Annotated in this window: 20 protein-coding genes and 1 pseudogene; 4 read left to right on the top strand and 17 right to left on the bottom strand. The window is 61.7% G+C overall.

What is annotated here, in order from left to right:
- The 3 genes and pseudogenes from NFR41_RS09755 to NFR41_RS09745 form a co-directional block, all read right to left on the bottom strand.
- Window positions 1-374, bottom strand: a pseudogene (locus tag NFR41_RS09755) (hypothetical protein); the annotation flags it as partial.
- Between the two features lie 528 nt (window positions 375-902).
- Window positions 903-1,670 carry a metallophosphoesterase family protein gene (locus tag NFR41_RS09750; RefSeq protein WP_251231703.1) on the bottom strand — a complete coding sequence of 256 codons (768 nt, stop codon included), beginning with the start codon at window positions 1,668-1,670 and terminating at the stop codon, window positions 903-905.
- Between the two features lie 391 nt (window positions 1,671-2,061).
- Entirely contained in the window at window positions 2,062-2,394 is a 333-nt protein-coding gene (locus NFR41_RS09745) for a hypothetical protein (protein WP_251231702.1), read from the bottom strand.
- On the opposite strand from NFR41_RS09745, the gene NFR41_RS09740 reads away from it, so the two are divergent.
- From NFR41_RS09740 to NFR41_RS09730, 3 genes are all read left to right on the top strand, one after another.
- Window positions 2,393-2,575, top strand: coding sequence for a hypothetical protein (locus tag NFR41_RS09740; RefSeq protein ID WP_251231701.1), 183 nt, complete (start codon window positions 2,393-2,395; stop codon window positions 2,573-2,575). The two genes, NFR41_RS09745 and NFR41_RS09740, sit on opposite strands and share 2 nt — an antisense overlap.
- Before the next feature lie 162 nt (window positions 2,576-2,737).
- Window positions 2,738-3,292, top strand: coding sequence for a hypothetical protein (locus tag NFR41_RS09735; protein WP_251231700.1), 555 nt, complete (start codon window positions 2,738-2,740; stop codon window positions 3,290-3,292).
- 4 nt (window positions 3,293-3,296) lie between these two features.
- The gene (locus tag NFR41_RS09730) at window positions 3,297-4,658 is read left to right on the top strand and encodes a hypothetical protein (protein WP_251231699.1); all 1,362 of its coding nucleotides are present in this window, start codon (window positions 3,297-3,299) and stop codon (window positions 4,656-4,658) included.
- Here NFR41_RS09730 and NFR41_RS09725 read toward each other — a convergent pair.
- The 11 genes from NFR41_RS09725 to NFR41_RS09675 all read right to left on the bottom strand — a co-directional run bounded on the left by NFR41_RS09725 (window position 4,645) and on the right by NFR41_RS09675 (window position 11,801).
- The gene (locus tag NFR41_RS09725) at window positions 4,645-6,036 is read right to left on the bottom strand and encodes a leucine-rich repeat domain-containing protein (RefSeq protein ID WP_251231698.1); all 1,392 of its coding nucleotides are present in this window, start codon (window positions 6,034-6,036) and stop codon (window positions 4,645-4,647) included. The genes NFR41_RS09730 and NFR41_RS09725 overlap by 14 nt on opposite strands.
- On the bottom strand, window positions 6,036-7,328 hold the full coding sequence (locus tag NFR41_RS09720; protein WP_251231697.1) for a BppU family phage baseplate upper protein: 1,293 nt from the start codon (window positions 7,326-7,328) through the stop codon (window positions 6,036-6,038). Before NFR41_RS09720 ends, NFR41_RS09725 begins: the two co-directional genes overlap by 1 nt.
- 116 nt (window positions 7,329-7,444) lie before the next feature.
- Window positions 7,445-8,350, bottom strand: a complete 906-nt coding sequence (locus tag NFR41_RS09715) for a phage tail spike protein (protein ID WP_251231696.1) — start codon at window positions 8,348-8,350, stop codon at window positions 7,445-7,447.
- A complete protein-coding gene (locus NFR41_RS09710; RefSeq protein ID WP_251231695.1) occupies window positions 8,350-8,517 on the bottom strand; it encodes a phage tail family protein in 168 nt (55 codons plus the stop codon). The genes NFR41_RS09715 and NFR41_RS09710 overlap by 1 nt, the downstream gene beginning before the upstream one ends.
- Before the next feature lie 40 nt (window positions 8,518-8,557).
- Entirely contained in the window at window positions 8,558-9,061 is a 504-nt protein-coding gene (locus tag NFR41_RS09705; protein WP_251231694.1) for a phage tail family protein, read from the bottom strand.
- Window positions 9,062-9,221: 160 nt separating this feature from the next.
- Window positions 9,222-9,611: a hypothetical protein gene (locus tag NFR41_RS09700; RefSeq protein WP_251231693.1), complete on the bottom strand. Its 390-nt coding sequence runs from the start codon at window positions 9,609-9,611 to the stop codon at window positions 9,222-9,224.
- Window positions 9,608-9,937: a putative minor capsid protein gene (locus tag NFR41_RS09695; protein ID WP_251231692.1), complete on the bottom strand. Its 330-nt coding sequence runs from the start codon at window positions 9,935-9,937 to the stop codon at window positions 9,608-9,610. The genes NFR41_RS09700 and NFR41_RS09695 overlap by 4 nt, the downstream gene beginning before the upstream one ends.
- A complete protein-coding gene (locus tag NFR41_RS09690; protein WP_251231691.1) occupies window positions 9,934-10,275 on the bottom strand; it encodes a hypothetical protein in 342 nt (113 codons plus the stop codon). Before NFR41_RS09690 ends, NFR41_RS09695 begins: the two co-directional genes overlap by 4 nt.
- Before the next feature lie 5 nt (window positions 10,276-10,280).
- Window positions 10,281-10,898 (bottom strand): hypothetical protein, encoded by a 618-nt coding sequence (locus tag NFR41_RS09685; protein ID WP_251231690.1) that lies wholly within the window; start codon window positions 10,896-10,898, stop codon window positions 10,281-10,283.
- Between the two features lie 24 nt (window positions 10,899-10,922).
- The gene (locus NFR41_RS09680) at window positions 10,923-11,294 is read right to left on the bottom strand and encodes a hypothetical protein (protein WP_251231689.1); all 372 of its coding nucleotides are present in this window, start codon (window positions 11,292-11,294) and stop codon (window positions 10,923-10,925) included.
- A 12-nt stretch (window positions 11,295-11,306) separates the two neighbouring features.
- The gene (locus NFR41_RS09675; RefSeq protein WP_251231688.1) at window positions 11,307-11,801 is read right to left on the bottom strand and encodes a hypothetical protein; all 495 of its coding nucleotides are present in this window, start codon (window positions 11,799-11,801) and stop codon (window positions 11,307-11,309) included.
- 204 nt (window positions 11,802-12,005) lie between these two features.
- On the opposite strand from NFR41_RS09675, the gene NFR41_RS09670 reads away from it, so the two are divergent.
- On the top strand, window positions 12,006-12,968 hold the full coding sequence (locus NFR41_RS09670; RefSeq protein ID WP_251231687.1) for an Abi family protein: 963 nt from the start codon (window positions 12,006-12,008) through the stop codon (window positions 12,966-12,968).
- A 123-nt stretch (window positions 12,969-13,091) separates the two neighbouring features.
- Here NFR41_RS09670 and NFR41_RS09665 read toward each other — a convergent pair whose 3' ends face one another.
- The 3 genes from NFR41_RS09665 to NFR41_RS09655 are packed head-to-tail and all read right to left on the bottom strand — an operon-like array spanning window position 13,092 to window position 17,206.
- Entirely contained in the window at window positions 13,092-13,991 is a 900-nt protein-coding gene (locus tag NFR41_RS09665) for an AbaSI family restriction endonuclease (RefSeq protein WP_251231686.1), read from the bottom strand.
- A gap of 3 nt (window positions 13,992-13,994) precedes the next feature.
- Window positions 13,995-15,764 (bottom strand): GmrSD restriction endonuclease domain-containing protein, encoded by a 1,770-nt coding sequence (locus NFR41_RS09660; protein WP_251231685.1) that lies wholly within the window; start codon window positions 15,762-15,764, stop codon window positions 13,995-13,997.
- A 47-nt stretch (window positions 15,765-15,811) separates the two neighbouring features.
- Entirely contained in the window at window positions 15,812-17,206 is a 1,395-nt protein-coding gene (locus tag NFR41_RS09655) for a restriction endonuclease subunit S domain-containing protein (RefSeq protein WP_251231684.1), read from the bottom strand.
- Window positions 17,207-17,210 lie beyond the last annotated feature (4 nt).

Genomic DNA, 17,210 nt, shown 5'->3' with positions numbered 1-17,210 from the left:
CCTTCGGCCATAGCGCCGCTGCCCGGGTTGAGGTAGTACCAGGAGCCGCCGACGGACTCCCACCCCTCGGCCATGGCCCCCGACGAGGTCAGGTAGTACCAGGTGCCGTCCAGGTCGAGCCAGCCGGTTTGCATCCAGCCCGACGCGCCGAAGTGATACCAGCTGCCGTCGATGGACTCCCAGTTGGTAGCGTATCCGCCGTTGTCGTAGCGGTACCACCAGGCGCCATCCCGGCCTTCCCAGCTTCCCGAAGCGGCCCACGCACTCGCCGCTGTTCCCAGCACCAGGCATGCGGCCACGGCCAGGGCGGTCGCAAGTCGGCAAGGGATTCCAGCCAGCTTGTTTAGGGCTGAATCCAGCCGCTGGGACGTCATCTCTCTGGATGCTCGGTTTTTTGCGTCATGCGTCGAGACGTCGTCAAGGGGACGTGCGAATGGGTCTGGCGTGCCCGGTGTGCGCGGGGCGACAAATTTATCGAGAGCGGACTTGCTCATGCTGTCCTCCTCCACTAGGGACTTGCCCCCCATTTTTGCAAAGCCCTCTGTCTCATCGGGGGAGGGTGGGGGAGTTGTCAGCTGGCTGTGAAGGAGTGGATTCTCGGGCGGCACATTTCGAACGATTGCGCCCGCCCGCTGCCGCCAGCCCGCTGCCGCCAGCCCGCTGCCGCCCGCCCGCTGCCGCCAGCCCGCTGCCGCCCGCCCGCTGCCGCCCGCCGCAGCTTCTGCTCGTTACTGCGAGCGATGCACGACATGCCGGTTATGCGTTGCACAGCAGGCATGTCGCGCACTTGCCCGTGAACTGGGATTTTCACTTGTTTCCGCAGCTCAGTCGCTTGCAGTGCGGATGCGCGACATGCCGCTTGTGCGATGTCCCGCAAACCCACATGGCCGGTTCTCCGCGCACTAGGGCACCGGCCGCCCCTTCCCGTTAGCCATCAGGAGCATGCTGCCGTTGCCGATGGCGCGCCCGTTCGGCAAGCGAGAGAACGTGTCGCAGAACCACAGGACAACAGCTCGCCGTGTGCCGTCGCTACCTTTGGCGAACACGCGCTCCCGGGTGATGCGACGGAGAGGAGAGTGGCCGACAATCTGGTTGAATGCTGGGTACGGGTCGCGCATGAGCTCCTGACGGTCGGCCCACAACGGCCCAGGCACTTCGCGACCGCCGCGCCCGCGCCCACAAGCGTGGAGTTTGTAGAGCGTGCGTAGCGACCCTTCGTCCAGCATGGCGTTGAGCTGGTGCGCCGCCTCTTCGGCCGTTGCGGGCCGGCTGAGGTACTCGTTGGCCCAGATGCCGGTGAGCCCTGCGTGGGTGACCAGGAAGCCGTCGACGATGTGGGCCATCCGCAGCCCAAGCGGGAAAAGCATCTCGCGCACGAACGGCACCAGGGTCATGTGAGTGCCGGGCCCTTGCTCGCCCAGCAGGTATTGGAAATCGTGGTTCCCGAATACGAGGTCGACGGACAGTCCCTGGCTCCGTCGGGCTTCCACCCAGCGGACCAGGGTGCAAATGCCGTCCCGCATGGTTTGCGGTCGCGCGTTCCATTCGTCGCAGAAGTCGCCGGTGAATACCACGCGCCCCACAGCGGGATGTCCGGCAAGCACGTCGTCGATGGCCGGAAGGACCCATTCGGTCCTCAAGTGTACGTCCCCAACGATAAGCGTTTCCATCGACCTTGCCTCCTTTATCGCGAGCATCCCCTTTGCTCGACTCGTTTGGCAGTGGCGCCCGCACGGTGCCGCTGGCTCAAATCCTCTCGTGCGACCCCGACCACGCAGCATTGCCCGACGTGGTGTCTCTGCAGCTAACCCCAGCGTCGTTTCTGCCTTCACAATCCAGCAGTGCGCCGACGCGGGTTAGAGCGTTTTGCTGCCGGTGGCTGCTGCCTGCAGCTTTGCGAGCCTCGGCATCACGCCCAACAAAGAAGCAAACTTGCAGAAAGTTGCCGCGCCCCCCCATCAGTCCGCCGACTTGCGTACCGCCATTCGGTAAAACAAAAGCCACCCGAAGGTGGCTGAAAGTTTGGTCGCGGGAGCTGGATTTGAACCAACGACCTCCGGGTTATGAGCGGCATTCAACGATATGACAGAAGGCGACACGATACATCACTAGTACTCCTAGCAGGCGTTTCTTGATGACACTGGTACCGCTGGGGGACATTGGGCGCCACTGGTTTTTCTTCCAATGTCTTCCAGAAGGCTTCCAAGATTCACCCGCGACCTTCGGGTTTTGCGCGGAGGGAGAGACGAAAGGATCGCCGATATGACCATGATGAACGATGAGAAATGGACCGAGCTCCAGCAGGCCGAGGATATAGCCTATTTCAAAGCAGATATCTGCCTGTACTCGCCTGAGATACAGCTTGGATGAGAAGAAGGAGATCTGCAACGACATGGTCTCCACCAGCAAGGCCGTACTCGACGCCATGCGCGAAGACTTCGAGCAGCTGCCTGCCGACGCCAGGACCAAGCTGTTTGAAATGCTCTGCCAGTCGGGAGTCGAGAGCGCCGATTGGTGGTGGGATGTCCTTGTCGGAGAAGGTGACCCACTGTACCGGGAGCTTGAAACGATTTAGGCAGCACCGACAGTATTTTCGCGCGGGGTCAGCATGTCTGGCCCCGTTTCTGTTTGCCGTTTAGCCTTGTACGGATGTCAACCGCCGGTTGACCTTGGGGCGCATGCTCGCGCTTTATAATTGGCATCATCAACAAGAGGCAATTAGCAGCGAGGTCCGACCATGGGTGAGTACGTCAAAAAGAAGAAGGACATGATCTTCCAAAGCGTCGATTCGCTGCAGCAGGTCGTAAACGTTGTGAACGAAGCCGGTGCCGCGCTCAATGACAAAGGCCGTACGATCCGCGAGAGTTCTATTCCCGAGGTGCTGGCAGGCTTGCTGGGAGCGGGCATCGGAGGCGTTGGCTCGTTTGCCGCGCTGTACGGCCTTGGCGCGGTCGGGCTTTCCGCTGCCGGCATTACGTCAGGGCTCGCTGCTGCGGGCAGCATAGTGGGTGGCGGCATGGTTGCAGGCGTATTCGTTCTGGCGGCTCCTGTGGCCGCCCTCGCTGCGGTCGGCGTCGGAATGGCATCCCATCTCAAGAACAAGCAGCTCAAGCAGGAGAAGGAACGACTCTACAAGGCAGCTCTAGAGAAGCACCAAGCTATCATCCAGGCACTCAAGGACGAGGTCGACGCAAGCAAGGAACGCGTGGACTACCTGCAGAGCCTGAACGTCCTGCTCGAGCGTGCAGTGCGGGATTTGCGCCAGGATCTCGGAATCGACGATGCCGCATAGCCCCATGGAAGACGAGAAGCGCATCAACAGGGTCCTCGCTTATCAGGCAAAGCAGCTTGACGAGATTGAGGTACTCGACACAAGCGGGATCGAAGAACGCATCGCGACAAGCGAGAGGCTTCTCAGCGAGCTCGGATATGCGCTTCCGCCTAACGTGACGCGCGGCAGCTCGATGCAGCGAGCAATTCTCCGCGTGCCGTCGTGGGACGACCTTTGCGCTGGGGCGGAACAAGCCATCAGCTACGAAGTGGAGATTGAGGACCTGTTCACCGCAGAGGAGCTCAAGGAGAACGCCCTCGCCATACGAAGGCTCAACTTCGAATACAACCAGATCCATAAGCTGGACAAGTTCGATATTGCGATTGCCGTCGCCGCAGGACTGCTTGCAGGAGCCGTGGACATCCTGCTCGTTGGCATCCCGCAGAAGACGCACGATGGGCTCAAAGCCGGGCCGCTTTCCAACTATATCCGCGATGCATTCGACCGAAGGTTCCCACCCGAGGAGATGGAGAAGCTGGCCAACTCGAAGGTCAGCAAGGTTCCATTTGACGCACAGGATAACCGCAACACTGCCGAGTGGGTCGAAGGGCTTTCTGCCTACTACCACAGGCTGCTGTCCCTCGGCCATGACCCCCTGCTCGGTTTTGTGTTCGGTGTGGCCGACATCCTCACGGGCAGGATGACCACCATAGACAAGGCCGGCAAATTCGTCTCGCAGGTAATGGAGAACTATGCAGACCGCACCGAGGCGGACATATTTGCCGCCTTGGCGAAGCAGGTGGCGCATCTCAAGTCCGATATGACAACCTCGATGGGGCTGCCCGCGCCCATGATGGGACTGTTCAACCTGCTGCAGTTCGGCAGCATCGGCGAGTATGAGCAGACGGTCACCGAGATTGTTCAGGGCATGTACTACGAGGGGTACGACTTCATCCACTTCTGCTCGATGTCGGTGAGCGCGATGCTCATAGAGGTCGTCGTGCGGATGGGCTATGCCATTAAGCGGATTAAAGAGGGGTCTGCTGTTAAGGACGCGATTCCCATCAGCACGAATCACGAAAAGATGCCAAAGCTCGGGACGATGCTCTTCACCGCCCATTCCGCGGCTACCGCCATCAATGCAGGCAAGGTGGTCTTCACGGAGAACCCCATGGCAATCAACTATCCTCAGTGGATCGCTTTTGCAAAGTACTCGTACCAGCAGCTCAAGTGGGGCCTTGTAACGAGGCCGGCTCTACGGGACAGGTTTGTACTCGACACCATCGACACTGAGCTGCAGGGCGTCTACGAGGATATCGACCTACTTTTCGAAGAGGTAACAGACGGTCGCATCCTGATGCTTCCCGCATCCGCTAACTCGCTGTGATGTACCCTGGCGTGCTCGCCGCGTCGATGCGGAAGTAGGTGTAGGCCGTCTTGCCGCTGGCCCATGTGGTGCCGTTGCCGCCAACAAGCGACGTGGAGCACGAGTAGAAGCACTGCGAGCCCGTGATTCCGCTCGAAGGAATCGCCCAGGTGGAGTCCGCGTAGATCGTCGTCACGTGCGAGCACCTCGAGAACGTGTAAAACAGGTCCGTGAGCGTCAATGGGTCGAAGCCTCGGAAGTCGATTGTGGTGAAGGCGCAGGAGCTGAACGTGTAGCGCATCGCGCGCACACCGGACAGGTTGCTCAGGCCATTCACGCTCGCGAGGCTCGTGCACGAGTAGAACAGGTAGTTGAAGTTCAGATACGAGAAGCCCGCCATGTCCGAAGCGATCGTCGCGCTCGTGAGGTGCTGGCGATGGGTCGGTCCCGTGACGCCGTCCCAGGGCGTGAACCCGAGCCCCACGTACTTGCCGATTGTGCAGATCCTGTTCGATGCCACGAGCTCACGCGTGGCGTCAGGGGTCGAAGAGGCCGTCAACACGCCCTCGCTGTCCGCGTAGAAGTGCGCCCAGAACCAGGTGCGCCGGTCGTCGTTCGGGTCGGTCAGCACTCCGCCCGCTCCCAGCTTGCAGACGCTCGCGCCGCTTGTCGTGGATGGCACGAAGCCGTCGGTGCCGCCCACCAGGCGGTTGCAGCTGTTGAACATGAGCGAGCCCGAGAGCCCCGAGTTGCTGAAGCTCGTGGCGTAGATCGTCTCCGGGCTCCCGCAGCTCGTGAACATCTGGTTGGCGCTCGTCATGCCGGACAGGTTCTCGAACCCGCGTATCTCCGTGCAGTTGGCGAACGCATTGAACCAGTAGTTGCAGTTGGTGAGCCCCAGCGCCCCGATGGTCGAGTCGATGTAGACCTTCTTCACGAGCAGCTTGATGGAGCCGTACGACCTCGCGCTCGCGGAAGAGTAGCCTGCCGGGTCGACCTCGAAGACCTGCACGATGCGCCCGCCGGTGACCGACGTGCGCCGCTCGTAGTAGTTGATCTCCAGGGTGCCGTCGTCCAGGAGGAGCGCACGAATCTTGTAGCCCACGTCCCACTCGAGCGCCAGGATGGCGGCTGCCATGTCGCCAGGCGCGTAGAGCTTGCTCTCGCCGTTCTGCCCGCGGATGGCGGCTGCGATGTCCGAGAAGACCGACTCTGGAAGCACGCCCGACTCAAGCGCCATGTTGGGCTGAGCCTGATAGTTGCCGGCGTCCGTTCCGTCGAGCGCGGCCACCGCAGCGGCCATCTCGCGCGGCTTGTACAACGTTGCCACGCCCGCCTGGTAGCGGATCGCGTTGGCTATGTCGGTGAGGATGCTCGTGGAGACGGTGCCTACGGCCATCAGAACTCCTCCTCTTCGAGGTTGGCGAGCGCGGCGATGGCGGCGTCCACATACTGCTTGGTCGCGTAGGCAGACAGGTCAGGCGTCGTGCCCGCCGGCCCCTGCGGCCCGGTCGGCCCCGTCGCGCCTGTCTCGCCCTTGAGGTTGTGGAACGCGAACGTCCTGGCAGATGCCGTGCCGCCCAAAGTGACGTTGACGGAAGGCGTGCCGGTGGAAGAGTCGACAGTGGCGGAGGCGCCGGTGATGGTCGCGTCCGCGCCGTCATCGCTTGTGTCGCCCTTCGGCCCTTGCGGTCCCGTGGCACCGGTCGCTCCGGTCTCGCCCCGCGGTCCCGTCTCGCCCTGGATGCCTTGGATGCCCTGCGGTCCGCGCAAATCAGCTGAGCTCGTACCCGACGTGCTCGCGACGAATAGCGCCGAGCCGTTCCATGAGTGCGTGCGGGAGACGCCGTCAGCGCCGGAAGGGCCAGTCGCACCCTGCGGCCCCGTGTCGCCCTTGGGACCCTGGGGACCAGTAGCGCCCGTGGCACCCGTCTCTCCCTGGATGCCCTGCGGCCCTTGCGGGCCGGTTTCACCCGTATCGCCCTTCGGACCTTGCGGGCCAGCCTCGCCCTGGATTCCCTGCGGACCTTGCTTGCCGGTGTCGCCTTTTGGGCCTTGCGGACCGACGTCGCCCGTATCGCCCTTGTCACCCTTCATTCCCCTGGCAACATCGGCAGTGGTCGTGCCGTTCTTGTCGGTGATTGTGATTGTCGCGCCATCGGCGGTCTGCGTCGCGGTGGCCGTTGGGCTGAACCCGTCCACACCGTCGGCACCGTCGAAGTCGCCGCGCTCGGCCGCAGCGGTCAGGTTTTCGCGTGCTGTGTTCGCAAGCGCAGCCGCAGCGTTCGCCGCCGTCGCTGCATCGGTCGTAATCTCCGTCGCGTGCTCGTACGCGTTGATAGCGTCCAAGAACAGCGTGAACCCGTCCTCGCGCTCCTCGTCACCCACCACCACGGGCTCCACGCGGATGGTGAACACGCGCGAGCTGATGTAGGCGCCGTCACCACGCGAGACCATTACCTGCGCCAGCACGGCGCCCTCGGCTTCCTGCATCGCGGCCGGGTAGTAGACCTCGAACGTGCCGGCTGAGGCGTCGACTACCGTGAAGGGCTCCGTCCCGCGCTCGCCGGTAACCTTGTGCTTCCACGCGAAGTAGACGGTCGCGCCCGTCAGGTTGGCGGCTGCTCCATCTTGGCGAACGCTCAGCGAGATCCCGCGCCCTCCGGCATCGGCCGGCGAAGCCACCAGCACGTCGCCGAACCGCTCGTCCGCAGCGTCCCAAACTAGCTTGTGAAGTCCGTATCCGTCGAGTACGAGGCACCTTCTAGAGTCTCCGCTCAGGGTATGCCCGCGTCACAACCCCGGCGTCAGAAGTCGAGGTCGGCAAGCTCGTAGCTCACCTTCGGCTGAACCGCGTCCACAAGCGCCTTCCTCGTCAGCGCGAGCAGCCTGGCCGGGTCGTCGCACTCCGAGAAGGTCACCTGTCCGAAGCTGTGCACCTTGGCCGTCCTGTCCGCGTTCCAGCGCCCCCACACCAGGCGCGCCTGCTCGTCGCCGACCCAGTTGACGCCGCCGTTGACCTCGCCGAAGGTCAGCTTCTTGCGGTAGCCGCCCGTGTAGCGCCCGTCCTTGTCGGTCACGGGAAGCCCCGCGCCGAACCCGTAGAGCGCCGCGTAGACGTCCTGCTCCAGGACCGTGCGCGTGCACTCCGCCATGTTCTTGCCGTAGGTGAAGCGAAGCCCGCGCCAGCTGCCGAGCCGCTGCCTGAAGCGTATTGACCGCGACGCCGCCCGTCTGCCCGCCACCGTTATCACGGGCTCGACCTCGCTGTCCCAGACTTCGGCGACCCTCCGCAGCGCCCAGAGCGCGTTCACGTGGTAGAGCACGCAGCCAGCAGTGCCGGCCACGCCGCACGACGCGATCGTCCAGCGCGTGGGTGCGAGCACGACCGCCAGAGCCTGCCGCGCCGTCTTCGAGACGAGGTGCTGCTCCTCGATGAAGTCGTCCAAAAGCTCGCAGAGGGAAGACTCCGCATACACCGAGCACAGCCCCTCTAGCGGTTCGTCCGTGCGCACTACGACGTGCTCGCGCCACACGTCGACGTCCCGCCATAGCAGCCTGTCGCCCTTGGCGGGCACCTCGCGGCACTCGAACTCCAGCGTGTCTTCGCCGTTGAGCTCATCGGTGTGGACCAGCTCGCCGACGACGGGGAGTATCCCGATGCGCTCGTCGAAGCGGTCGAACCAGAAGACCGTGGGAACGAAGCCCGCCATCACAGCCACCTCTCGCGGAAGCTGGTCGTATGGGAGGAACATCCCGTGAAGTTCAGCTCGCAGCTGCCAGGAGAAAGCGAGAAGAAGTCACTCGCCAGCGTCACGTCGACACGAGCATCGACGCCGTCGACGGTCACACCCTCGCTCTCGCAGTCGATGTGCACCATCTCACCACCTGAGAAGGCATGCTCCACGCGCACGAACGCGTCACCGCAGCCGACCTGCACGGCAGAACAGGCAGGCGACCAGCTCGAATGCCGGCCAAGTGGGCCACGACCCGCCGGTCTCGAACGACGTGCCGGCTTCGGAGCGCGCCAGCCCGTAGGCCACGGGGTCGAGCAGCGCAAACGAAACCTCGCCCTTGCCGTCCTCGAAGAGCGAAGACCACGAGCCCGCATCGGTGCACACGGCATCGCGGTACTCGAGCTCCAGCTCGTCGGGCAGCCGCAGCGTCCCGCCGACGGTGGAGCAGAACGCCGCGTAGGCCCTGTGCCGGATGTCGGCCAACCCGTTGGTCCCGGGCTTGAATCCGGTGTCCATGTACAGCCGCACACGCACGAGCCTGGGCGGTATGCGGCCGGAGACGAGAAGAGCGCCCGCACGTCCCGGCACCACCATCGTGTCGGGCACCACGGGCAGAGCGGCCTTCTCGACGACCTCGGCCGAGCTCCACTCCGACAGGTCGACCCCGTTGTAGACGATCGACCTCATGCGTTGCCCCTCGCTCGTCAGTAGGCGATGGCACGCCTTCGCGACTCCAGGCTCATCTCGTCGATGGCGCTGGCCCTTTTGGGTTTTTGCGCCATGGATTCAGCGAGTTTCCGCAATTCGTTATCGCGGTTACTCCTCCACTTGTCATCAGCCTTGTCACTCACAGCGACCCCACCACCGTGCACGCCATGTTGAACGCCCGCACGTACCGTCCGCTTGAGTCGCGTTCCCTGAACGCGGGTGCCGTGGTGTCGACACCCACGATCCGATAGGTCCCAGCGTCCGCGTAAGGCTCCCAGTCGGCCCTGCGCACCGCCAGCTCGGCGTCAACTGCGACGGACTCCGCATCGGCCGCGACCTCGCGCACCACCATCACCGTTACGGCAACGGCCCCGCGCTCCTCTTCGGCCATCCGCGACTCGCGCGAGAATGCGCCTTCAACGACGACGATGGGCTCAGCGCAGTCAAGCGCCGATGGCAGAACTTTTGTGAAGCAACTTGTGAAGTGGGCATCTACCAGCAGTTTCTTAATCGACTCCGCACAGCTCATCTCACCCCCAGCTCCCAGTGGTGCACGTGGCCGTTGAAGCCCTCGCACCGCCTGCACTCGGCCACGTAATAGGAATGTCCGTCGAAGTCGATGCAAGACCCCGCAGGCACTTCGAAGGCACCGCCGCTGTTAATCGCGTCGACGTAGACCTTGCCGCTGCCCGCATCGGCTGAGCGATGTCCGTCATCCACGACCGACTGCGTCCGCCCGAACCGCACGTGAGACACGGCCACGCCCTCGGCATAGCCGCCAGCACCATCCGGCACCCTCACCACGGCGTCATCGGCCAGCAGCCGCAACGGTATCGGCCGCAGGCCCCTCATCATCTCACCCCGCTAAACGCCAGCGAGGTCCCCACAAGCTCCTTGAGCGCGTCGGCGGTGGCGATCTCCTCGCCGGTCGTGCCCTCGTCCTCGTAGTGGGTCGCCTTGAAGTCCCCGAGCGAGAACCCGCCGACCTGCCCTTCGCCGAACTCAGCGAAGGCGTTCACGGCGGCGCACACGGCCCGCTGGTAGCTCTCAAGCTCGTCCTCGGTAGGCTCGCATCCGTCCACCAGCCACCGCACGTGGCGCGATGCCGCCGGCAGCGCAAGTCCGAAGGCGGACTCCGAAAGCCCGCCCCCGTAAACCTGCGAATAGAACTCGTATGTCACCGCAGCGGCCACGCCCGCTACTCCGTGCTCGCGCTCACGTACGCGCCGTCGAGCTTGTTCTCCAGCACGCTCACGATGCCGTATTTGCGGTACTTGAGCATGTAGGAGTCCAGCGCCTCCAGCTCGTCGGGGCTGAACACGCGCGACGCCACGTGCTTGTCGTACTTGATCACGGCCGACTTCTCCACCACCATGAAGTTGATGTCTGCGCCAGCGCCCACGAGCTCGTAGTAGTTGGCGAGTCCGCTCTTGGTGGGGGACGCCACCGCCGTGTACACCCCGCCGCTCTCGGTATAGTAGGTCTTCGAGGAGTCGACCTTGGTGTCGGCCGTCTTCTCGTAGCTGCCCTCGGCTTTCCGATAGCCGAACTGGTCCTCGTCTCCCGAGAGCGGGTCGATGGCCGTGTAGAAGCGCACCTGCGGCACCTCAACGATGCGGCTAAAACGCTTGAGCACGCGGTTGGATCGCGTCGGATTCGCCAGCGAGAAGTCGTCAAGGACGCCGCGCAGCGCGGGCGTGATGAAGAGGATGCGGCTGCCCGTCGAGACCTGCTTCTCGTCCATACCGTTGGTCACGGCGCGAAGCGCCGCCAGGATGTCGCCCGCCTCGGCCTCGGAGAGGCCCTCGCCCTTCACGGTCACGCCCTCGGTGGACGCGATCTAACTGAACGTGTACGCATCGCCCTCCGGCGCGACCTGCGTGCGCTGCAGCTCCGCGCCCGCCTCGACGAAGCAGTCGAGCACGCCGCTTTCCTCGACGTCCATGACGTCGGCGAACAGGCGGATAGCCCGGTCGTAGCCGAAGCTGTGCGTCTCGTACTCGTAGGTGATGGAGCCCGTCTTGTGGCCGACGCTTCGGGTGTAGTCCCCGAGCCCCGTCACGGAGATCTTGGGGATGAGGATCTCCTTGGCGTTGCGGCCCGCGCGGACCATGCGCCCGCCGCTGTTCAGGCAGCGAGACACCGCCGCCCTCTGGTAGACCTCGTCGAGGATTCCGGTGTAGTTCTTCGCGAACTCGATGCTGTTGGCCATGCCTCTGCCCTCCTATGCGTTGTCGTTGGAATCGTCCAGGCCGGCGAGCTTGCGCCAGCGTCTCATGGTCTTGCCGGCGTCCGTACTGGTGCCGGCGTTGGGAAGCCCGGTCTTGCCACCCTGCTGTTTGGCGGGCACGTCGGCGAACAGCCACGGCTCTGCCTCCTTGAGCGCGTCGACGTCGCCGCCGTGGTCTGCCAGAATCGCACGCGCTGCCTTCACGTTGCGCACGCCCGCGAGCTGCAGCCTGAAGTCGATGCGATCGGATTCACCCTGGGCCTTCAGCTCCGCAATCTCGCCACGCAGTCGCTCGGCGGCTTCGGCATTCTTGGCAGCCTCGGCCACCTGCGCCTCAAGCGCCGCAATCTTCTCGTCGCGCTCGGCGACGGCCTTCCCCCAGTCGGTGTCGCTCACCTGCGGCTGGTCTTGCGTCGTCTGCTGCTGCCCGAGGTCTTCCTGGGCTTGCGTGGCTTGCGTCTCCTCGATGCCATGGTTATCACCCGCCATGTTGGCCTGCCTTTCTCTTCGGCAGACAGCTCAAGGCAGCCTGCGTCTGATTCTTACGAGTACAAGGCTATTTGTGCGTCACAAAGTGCGGCGTAAGCCAGCCATCGCACAGTGTGTTCAATCAGATCAGTGCATGCGCCATCCAAGCGCAAATACCCTGCGGTAAAATAGTGCGGCTGAACTTCGACTACACAGGAGCGTTAATTGCCTAAGACACTGAACTCGCTCATGAAGCACCTCCGCGACGGCGGCATCAACATAAACGGTTCCACGCAGAAGCGCCGTCTCAAGAATATCGGCTACTACCACGGTTACAAGGGCTATCGTTTCGCTGGCACTGCTGCCAACAGACTCCCGCTCACAGACTTTTCGCAGGTTGCCGCCCTCTACGATTTCGACACGCAGCTAAAGGCGCTGTTCTATCCCCGCGTCATGTCAATCGAGACGGCGCTCAAGAACTATACCCTGGAGGCCGTAATAAAGGATGCAAGGTCGGGCGTGTTCGAGGACATATGGCGGAAGAGCCTCACCGACTACCGCAGCTACACCGGAAGGGCTTACAAGAGCGCATGGGACAGGCGGCAGCGTCTGCGCGGCGAGATTGACGGCATTATCTTTCACAACCACAAGAGCCGCGACGTCATAGGACATTTCCGCGACGCCGACAAGGACATTCCCATCTGGGCCATCTTCGAGGTCATGACCTTGGGGAACTTCGGATCTTTCTATGACTGCCTCGACCGCCGCGTGAAGACGGAAATCGTGCGCGACCTAGGCATGCCCACCAATCTCGATTCTGAGCTACGTCTCAAGGACACCATCTTCGCGCTCAAGGACTTTCGCAACGCGATAGCGCACAACGGCGTGGTGCTCGACGTGCGCTTCCAATCCGGCGCGATCAACACGGGTGTCTCGCAGCTGCTCAAGCAGGAGACGGGAGTGGGCAAGGTCGACTTCACCGATATTACCGACTACGTCGTTCTGCTCGTCTACCTCATGCGCCGCATGGGCTTCACCAAGACGGAATGCAAGCAGCTCATTACCGGATACGAGACCATCATCGAGCGTTATCGCGCGGAGCTTCCTTTCAACGTGTTCTCGAGGATCATCAAGACCACGGCGAGGGGCAAGTTGACCGCTCTCCGTCAGTTTGTGAGCAATGGCTGAGCGGGGTCTAAAAGCTTGACGGGCGTGGTAGAATACAGGCAATAGCGGCGAAAGGCTTCGGCCGACGTCTGGGAAAGCCCGATGCGTCGGGCTTTTCTTATGCCCACCATGGCAGACGCGTCGCTAGTTCCAAGGCGAGAGGTCGATCTCGTCGGCAACCTTCACATCAATGCCGGTCCACGGATCGTCCTCTTTGGGCCCATCGTGCCTGAACACACCAATGAGGCGATACGCCGTCCTGCCGAGCTCGTCCCTGCCACGGGCAAAAGTGATGCGAAGGATGTCGTCGGCAGGCCCGGCTTTGTACTTATCGGTTGTCTGGTACAACGTCTTCCCATCGTAGGACAGTGTATTGGTGATCCCGAAGGCGGCAGACGCAACCGTGCCGTCCGGCATCTCGATTCCGAGCTTCGGGCACCACAGGTAGTAGCGTTCGTGCTGCAGCGAGAAGTAGCATCTCTGCATGCGCTTGGGATTCCTGCCAAAGCACCTGCAGACGTCGGCAATCGAGTGAAGCGCCAAGCCGTCACCCACCCGGATGCAGCCCTGTTCAATCGCGGTTTCCCATGGCGGCACGCCAGGCATCCAAGGCTTAGGCCGGATCTCGCGCTTGCGCCTGTTAATGAGCTTCACGGCCTGGTCAATGTCATGCTCCATCTGCTCGAAGGTCCCAAAGGCGCGCACGTGACATGCAAGGTAGCCGCCTGCGCCGTCAACGGAATTCAACCGAGCAGCGATTTCCTCCTCGCGTGCCTTGTCGCTCTTGCGCTGCCAGTCGCCCAGATGGTACGCCTCGTCACACTCGACACCCACATTCACCGCTGGGAAGTAGAGGTCAATCAGTGCGTAGCCGTTGTCGCGGCGCACGTAACGTTGGGTTTCGGGCTGCAGGTAGGGGTCGGCAAGACGTTGCCAAACCGCATTCACGACGTAGTTCTCGTAGTCCTTGCGCTTGGTGCGGGAAAAAACATGGGCAAGATACTCGCGCCGTTCGTCGTGGATGTATGCTTCGCCTCTGCTCATTTCCTACAGCTTCTCGAATCCATCTTTCACCAGCTGCGCCATCAGCACGCAACGCTGCGCCAGGAACTCCTCGTAATCCATGCTCTCGAAGCCCTCAGGAAGCGCATGCTCGCGGCAGCACCGCTTGAATTCGTCTTCTCCAATCGCATCGCGGTAGCGTGGCACGTAGTCTTCCGGCGCATCGTCTTGGATGTAGATGTTGTTCTGGTAGTCCAGGTAGGTGAAGTTCGCCCTGTTGCTGCGGTTCGAGAAGTACCCCTGTTCCTTGAGGTAGTGGTCAGGGAACAGATGGTGCTTGTCGAGCGCGTTCTTCTTGCCGGAGGACCCCATGGTGAGCAGCTGTGCGAGTGGCGCTGTGGAGAATAGTACCTTCACGCCGAGGACGATCTGAGCGGCTACGAAACCCTGCCACGAGGGGCCGGTAGCCTCGTTGGCGTCGTAGTTAAGCGGCAATGTCACGCGGAAGTAGTCGTCGGTGAGCATCGCATTAATCTCGCGCTCGAAGTAGGCCACATACTCATCGGCAGTGTTCAGGGCGGAGACATCATTCAGCTGCCGCTCGAAATCGGACTCGAACGATCCCACGTAGAACGCTGTGAGCGCCGAGGCGTAGAACCATCGGCGGGTGAGCTTCTGTAGTGGCAGCGTCTCCATCTTGAATTCGTACTTTCCGATGAGGTAGAAGGCGTAGCAGAAGAATAGCGCGTTCGCCGAGGTCACCTGCGTCGAGCTGATATAACCAGCCTGCGCGAGGATGTTGATGTAGGCGTGCCAGTTGTTCAGGTCTAGCACTTTGTCCAGTGCGTTGCCGAACGTCTCGAAGTTCTCGGAACGCGTCTTGGCGCTCGTCTCCTTGGTCTTGAGGTCGCGGCCGCGCATGATCTGGTAAGCGTAGCGCAGGCGCCCGCGCTTGAAGCCGAGGCCGACGGTCGCGCGGATGATGTGCGTAGGCGATACCGTGATGAGCGGGTTGTACGATGTGCCCTGTGCGGCCACGTGGCTGTCGGCGCAGAAAGCTTCGATGCGCTCGCGCATCTCGGGCTCGTACACCGAGAGCAACGTCATGATGAAGTCATCCTGGCCGAGAGCCTGGCCCTTCGAGTTCACGCGCACGAAGATGTCGGCCACCATTTCCTCGTCAGCCTGGCTTGTGATGGAAAGTGTCGGCGTAATGTAGTTCTCAAGCGCCAGCAGGTCGTCGAAGTCGCGCCGGATGGCGTACTTCTCCTCGTTGGTGATGGGCTCCTCGCCCTTCTTCGCGTTCGACTCGTTGATCTTCTCGTAGAACGCGTCTAGGTAGTCGTAGTAAGTCTTATCGCGGTCGGCCTGGAACACCTCGGTGACCGACGAGACATAGCGCGGGTCACGGTCGGTAGCGGCGTCGGCATTCTTGAACACCCGCTCAATCGGATCGTAGGCAATGCGGATGACGCGCTCGCGGTAGCTCTTGTCCTTCACCTTCTCGCCGTAGAACACGCTGAGCAGCGCAGTCAGGCGTTGCTGGCCATCGATGACGAGCTCCTTGGGAGCCTTGTACGCCTTTTCGCCGGTGCCGATGAAGGCGGTCTTGTCGTCAGTGTCACCAGGAGCCTCCCACAACATGATGTACCCGATGGGGTAGCCCTTGAGCATGGAGTCGAGCAGATCACGGACCTTATCATTCTTCCACACGAACGGCCGCTGTAGGTCGGGCAGACCAATCTTGCCAGTGAGGACATCTTTCAGGATGTTGCCGATTGCCAGAGGTATCGGCGTGTAGATTGAGCCTGCCACCGTCTTGTCTCCTTAACTACTTAACACTACTAACGCGCGTACGCGATTCACTTGTCATCTGAGAGCTGGGCTATAGCCAGATCGATTTGTTCTTGCGCCAACCGTGTCGCTTCATTCTCAAGTCTATCTGCCTCCGCTGACATCCTCACTGACTCGTCCATCAGGTCGGCAATAGATTTCTCGTTGGCGTCTCCGAGCCGGGGAATTCTGATTCGCTTGATATCGGTAGGTGCAAGCTCTGGGATTGAAGTGCCAAACGCATGCCGAATGACGGATGGCCTTCCGATAAGCGGATCGTTGAGGAATGCAAGAAGATACCCTGAGAGCAGTTTCGTTTCGTCTGGGTAGATTCTCGTTAGGTGGTCGCTGCCCATCATGCCACGATGATTCTCAGTAATCTTGAGTGCGCGTCCAAGTATTCCGTATTTTTGCCCCGAGCGTGCCATTACGAGTGTGCCCGGTTCAAGCATGAACTGCTGATAGCCCTTGATGAGCTTGGGATAAACGTGTTTGGTAGGCTGAGCATTGACATCAAACAACTCAGAAATGCCAACGAAAGGTACGTCCGACTCTCCGTAGAACCGTTTGAAACGCGTAGGCTCTACTACATCGCTGGTCAAAATGCCAAGGTAGTCCCAATTGCAGGCGTCAATTATCTCGTCGACGTCTTTGATTGCGCCGACAAAGCTATCCGCATCAAGCCTCAGTCTGTTCTGCAAGACGGCAGCAAGGCTAACCTCACCCTGACTGGCCGCCTGCGCTTGCGTCGCGCTGTCACGGCATACACCTACGTGTTTCTCGAGTGTCAAGAATGCCTCATCGCGCATCTTCCAAGATTTCGACCTTAGCAGTACCGCCCGCCTTGCGGTTTCACCTATGGTCTCGCGGACGTCATTTTCGGGCATGATAATTGGGAACTCGCTTGCATGCGATACCTCAATGTGTTTAATCATGTGGCCGTACTGCGCGGCCTGCGCAATCTGCTTAAAGAAATTGGTCTTCATGTAGGCGTAAAGCCAGCCGTACTCGCTTGCGTCTTTTGGAACAATGCGCAGAAGGTCATGCGTGATGATCTTGTCCAGGTGATGCGGGTACACTGCGATAATGTTGCCAACGACGCCAGAGCACGAGAGTAACAGCCAGTCTTGCTTGACGTATCGGGTGTCCGCCTGCGGCACGAACGGCGCGGCTAACCATTTGCGCACCCTTGGAAAGTCTTCGAAAACTTGCCCCGCCGTAAAGAAAGGCAGTCCCTTGCCATCAGGCATGGTATATCCTGTCAACCTGCTCGGCTGCCAAATGTCGGCGAGGTCGCCCAGCCTCACGTGGTTCTTGCACTGGTTGGCAAGGCGCACAAATCCGTACCCGTCGCGCAGGTAGGTCGACGCTTCAAGCCGCGTGTCGCCTCCGAGGATGGTGGACAGGCGAACGCTCTTCACCAAAGGA

Origin of the sequence: Adlercreutzia aquisgranensis (assembly GCF_943193145.1) — a bacterium.
GTDB classification, from domain to species: domain Bacteria; phylum Actinomycetota; class Coriobacteriia; order Coriobacteriales; family Eggerthellaceae; genus Xiamenia; species Xiamenia aquisgranensis.
The sequence above is the reverse complement of the archived record's forward strand: the minus strand, read 5'-3'. Positions and strand labels throughout refer to the sequence as shown.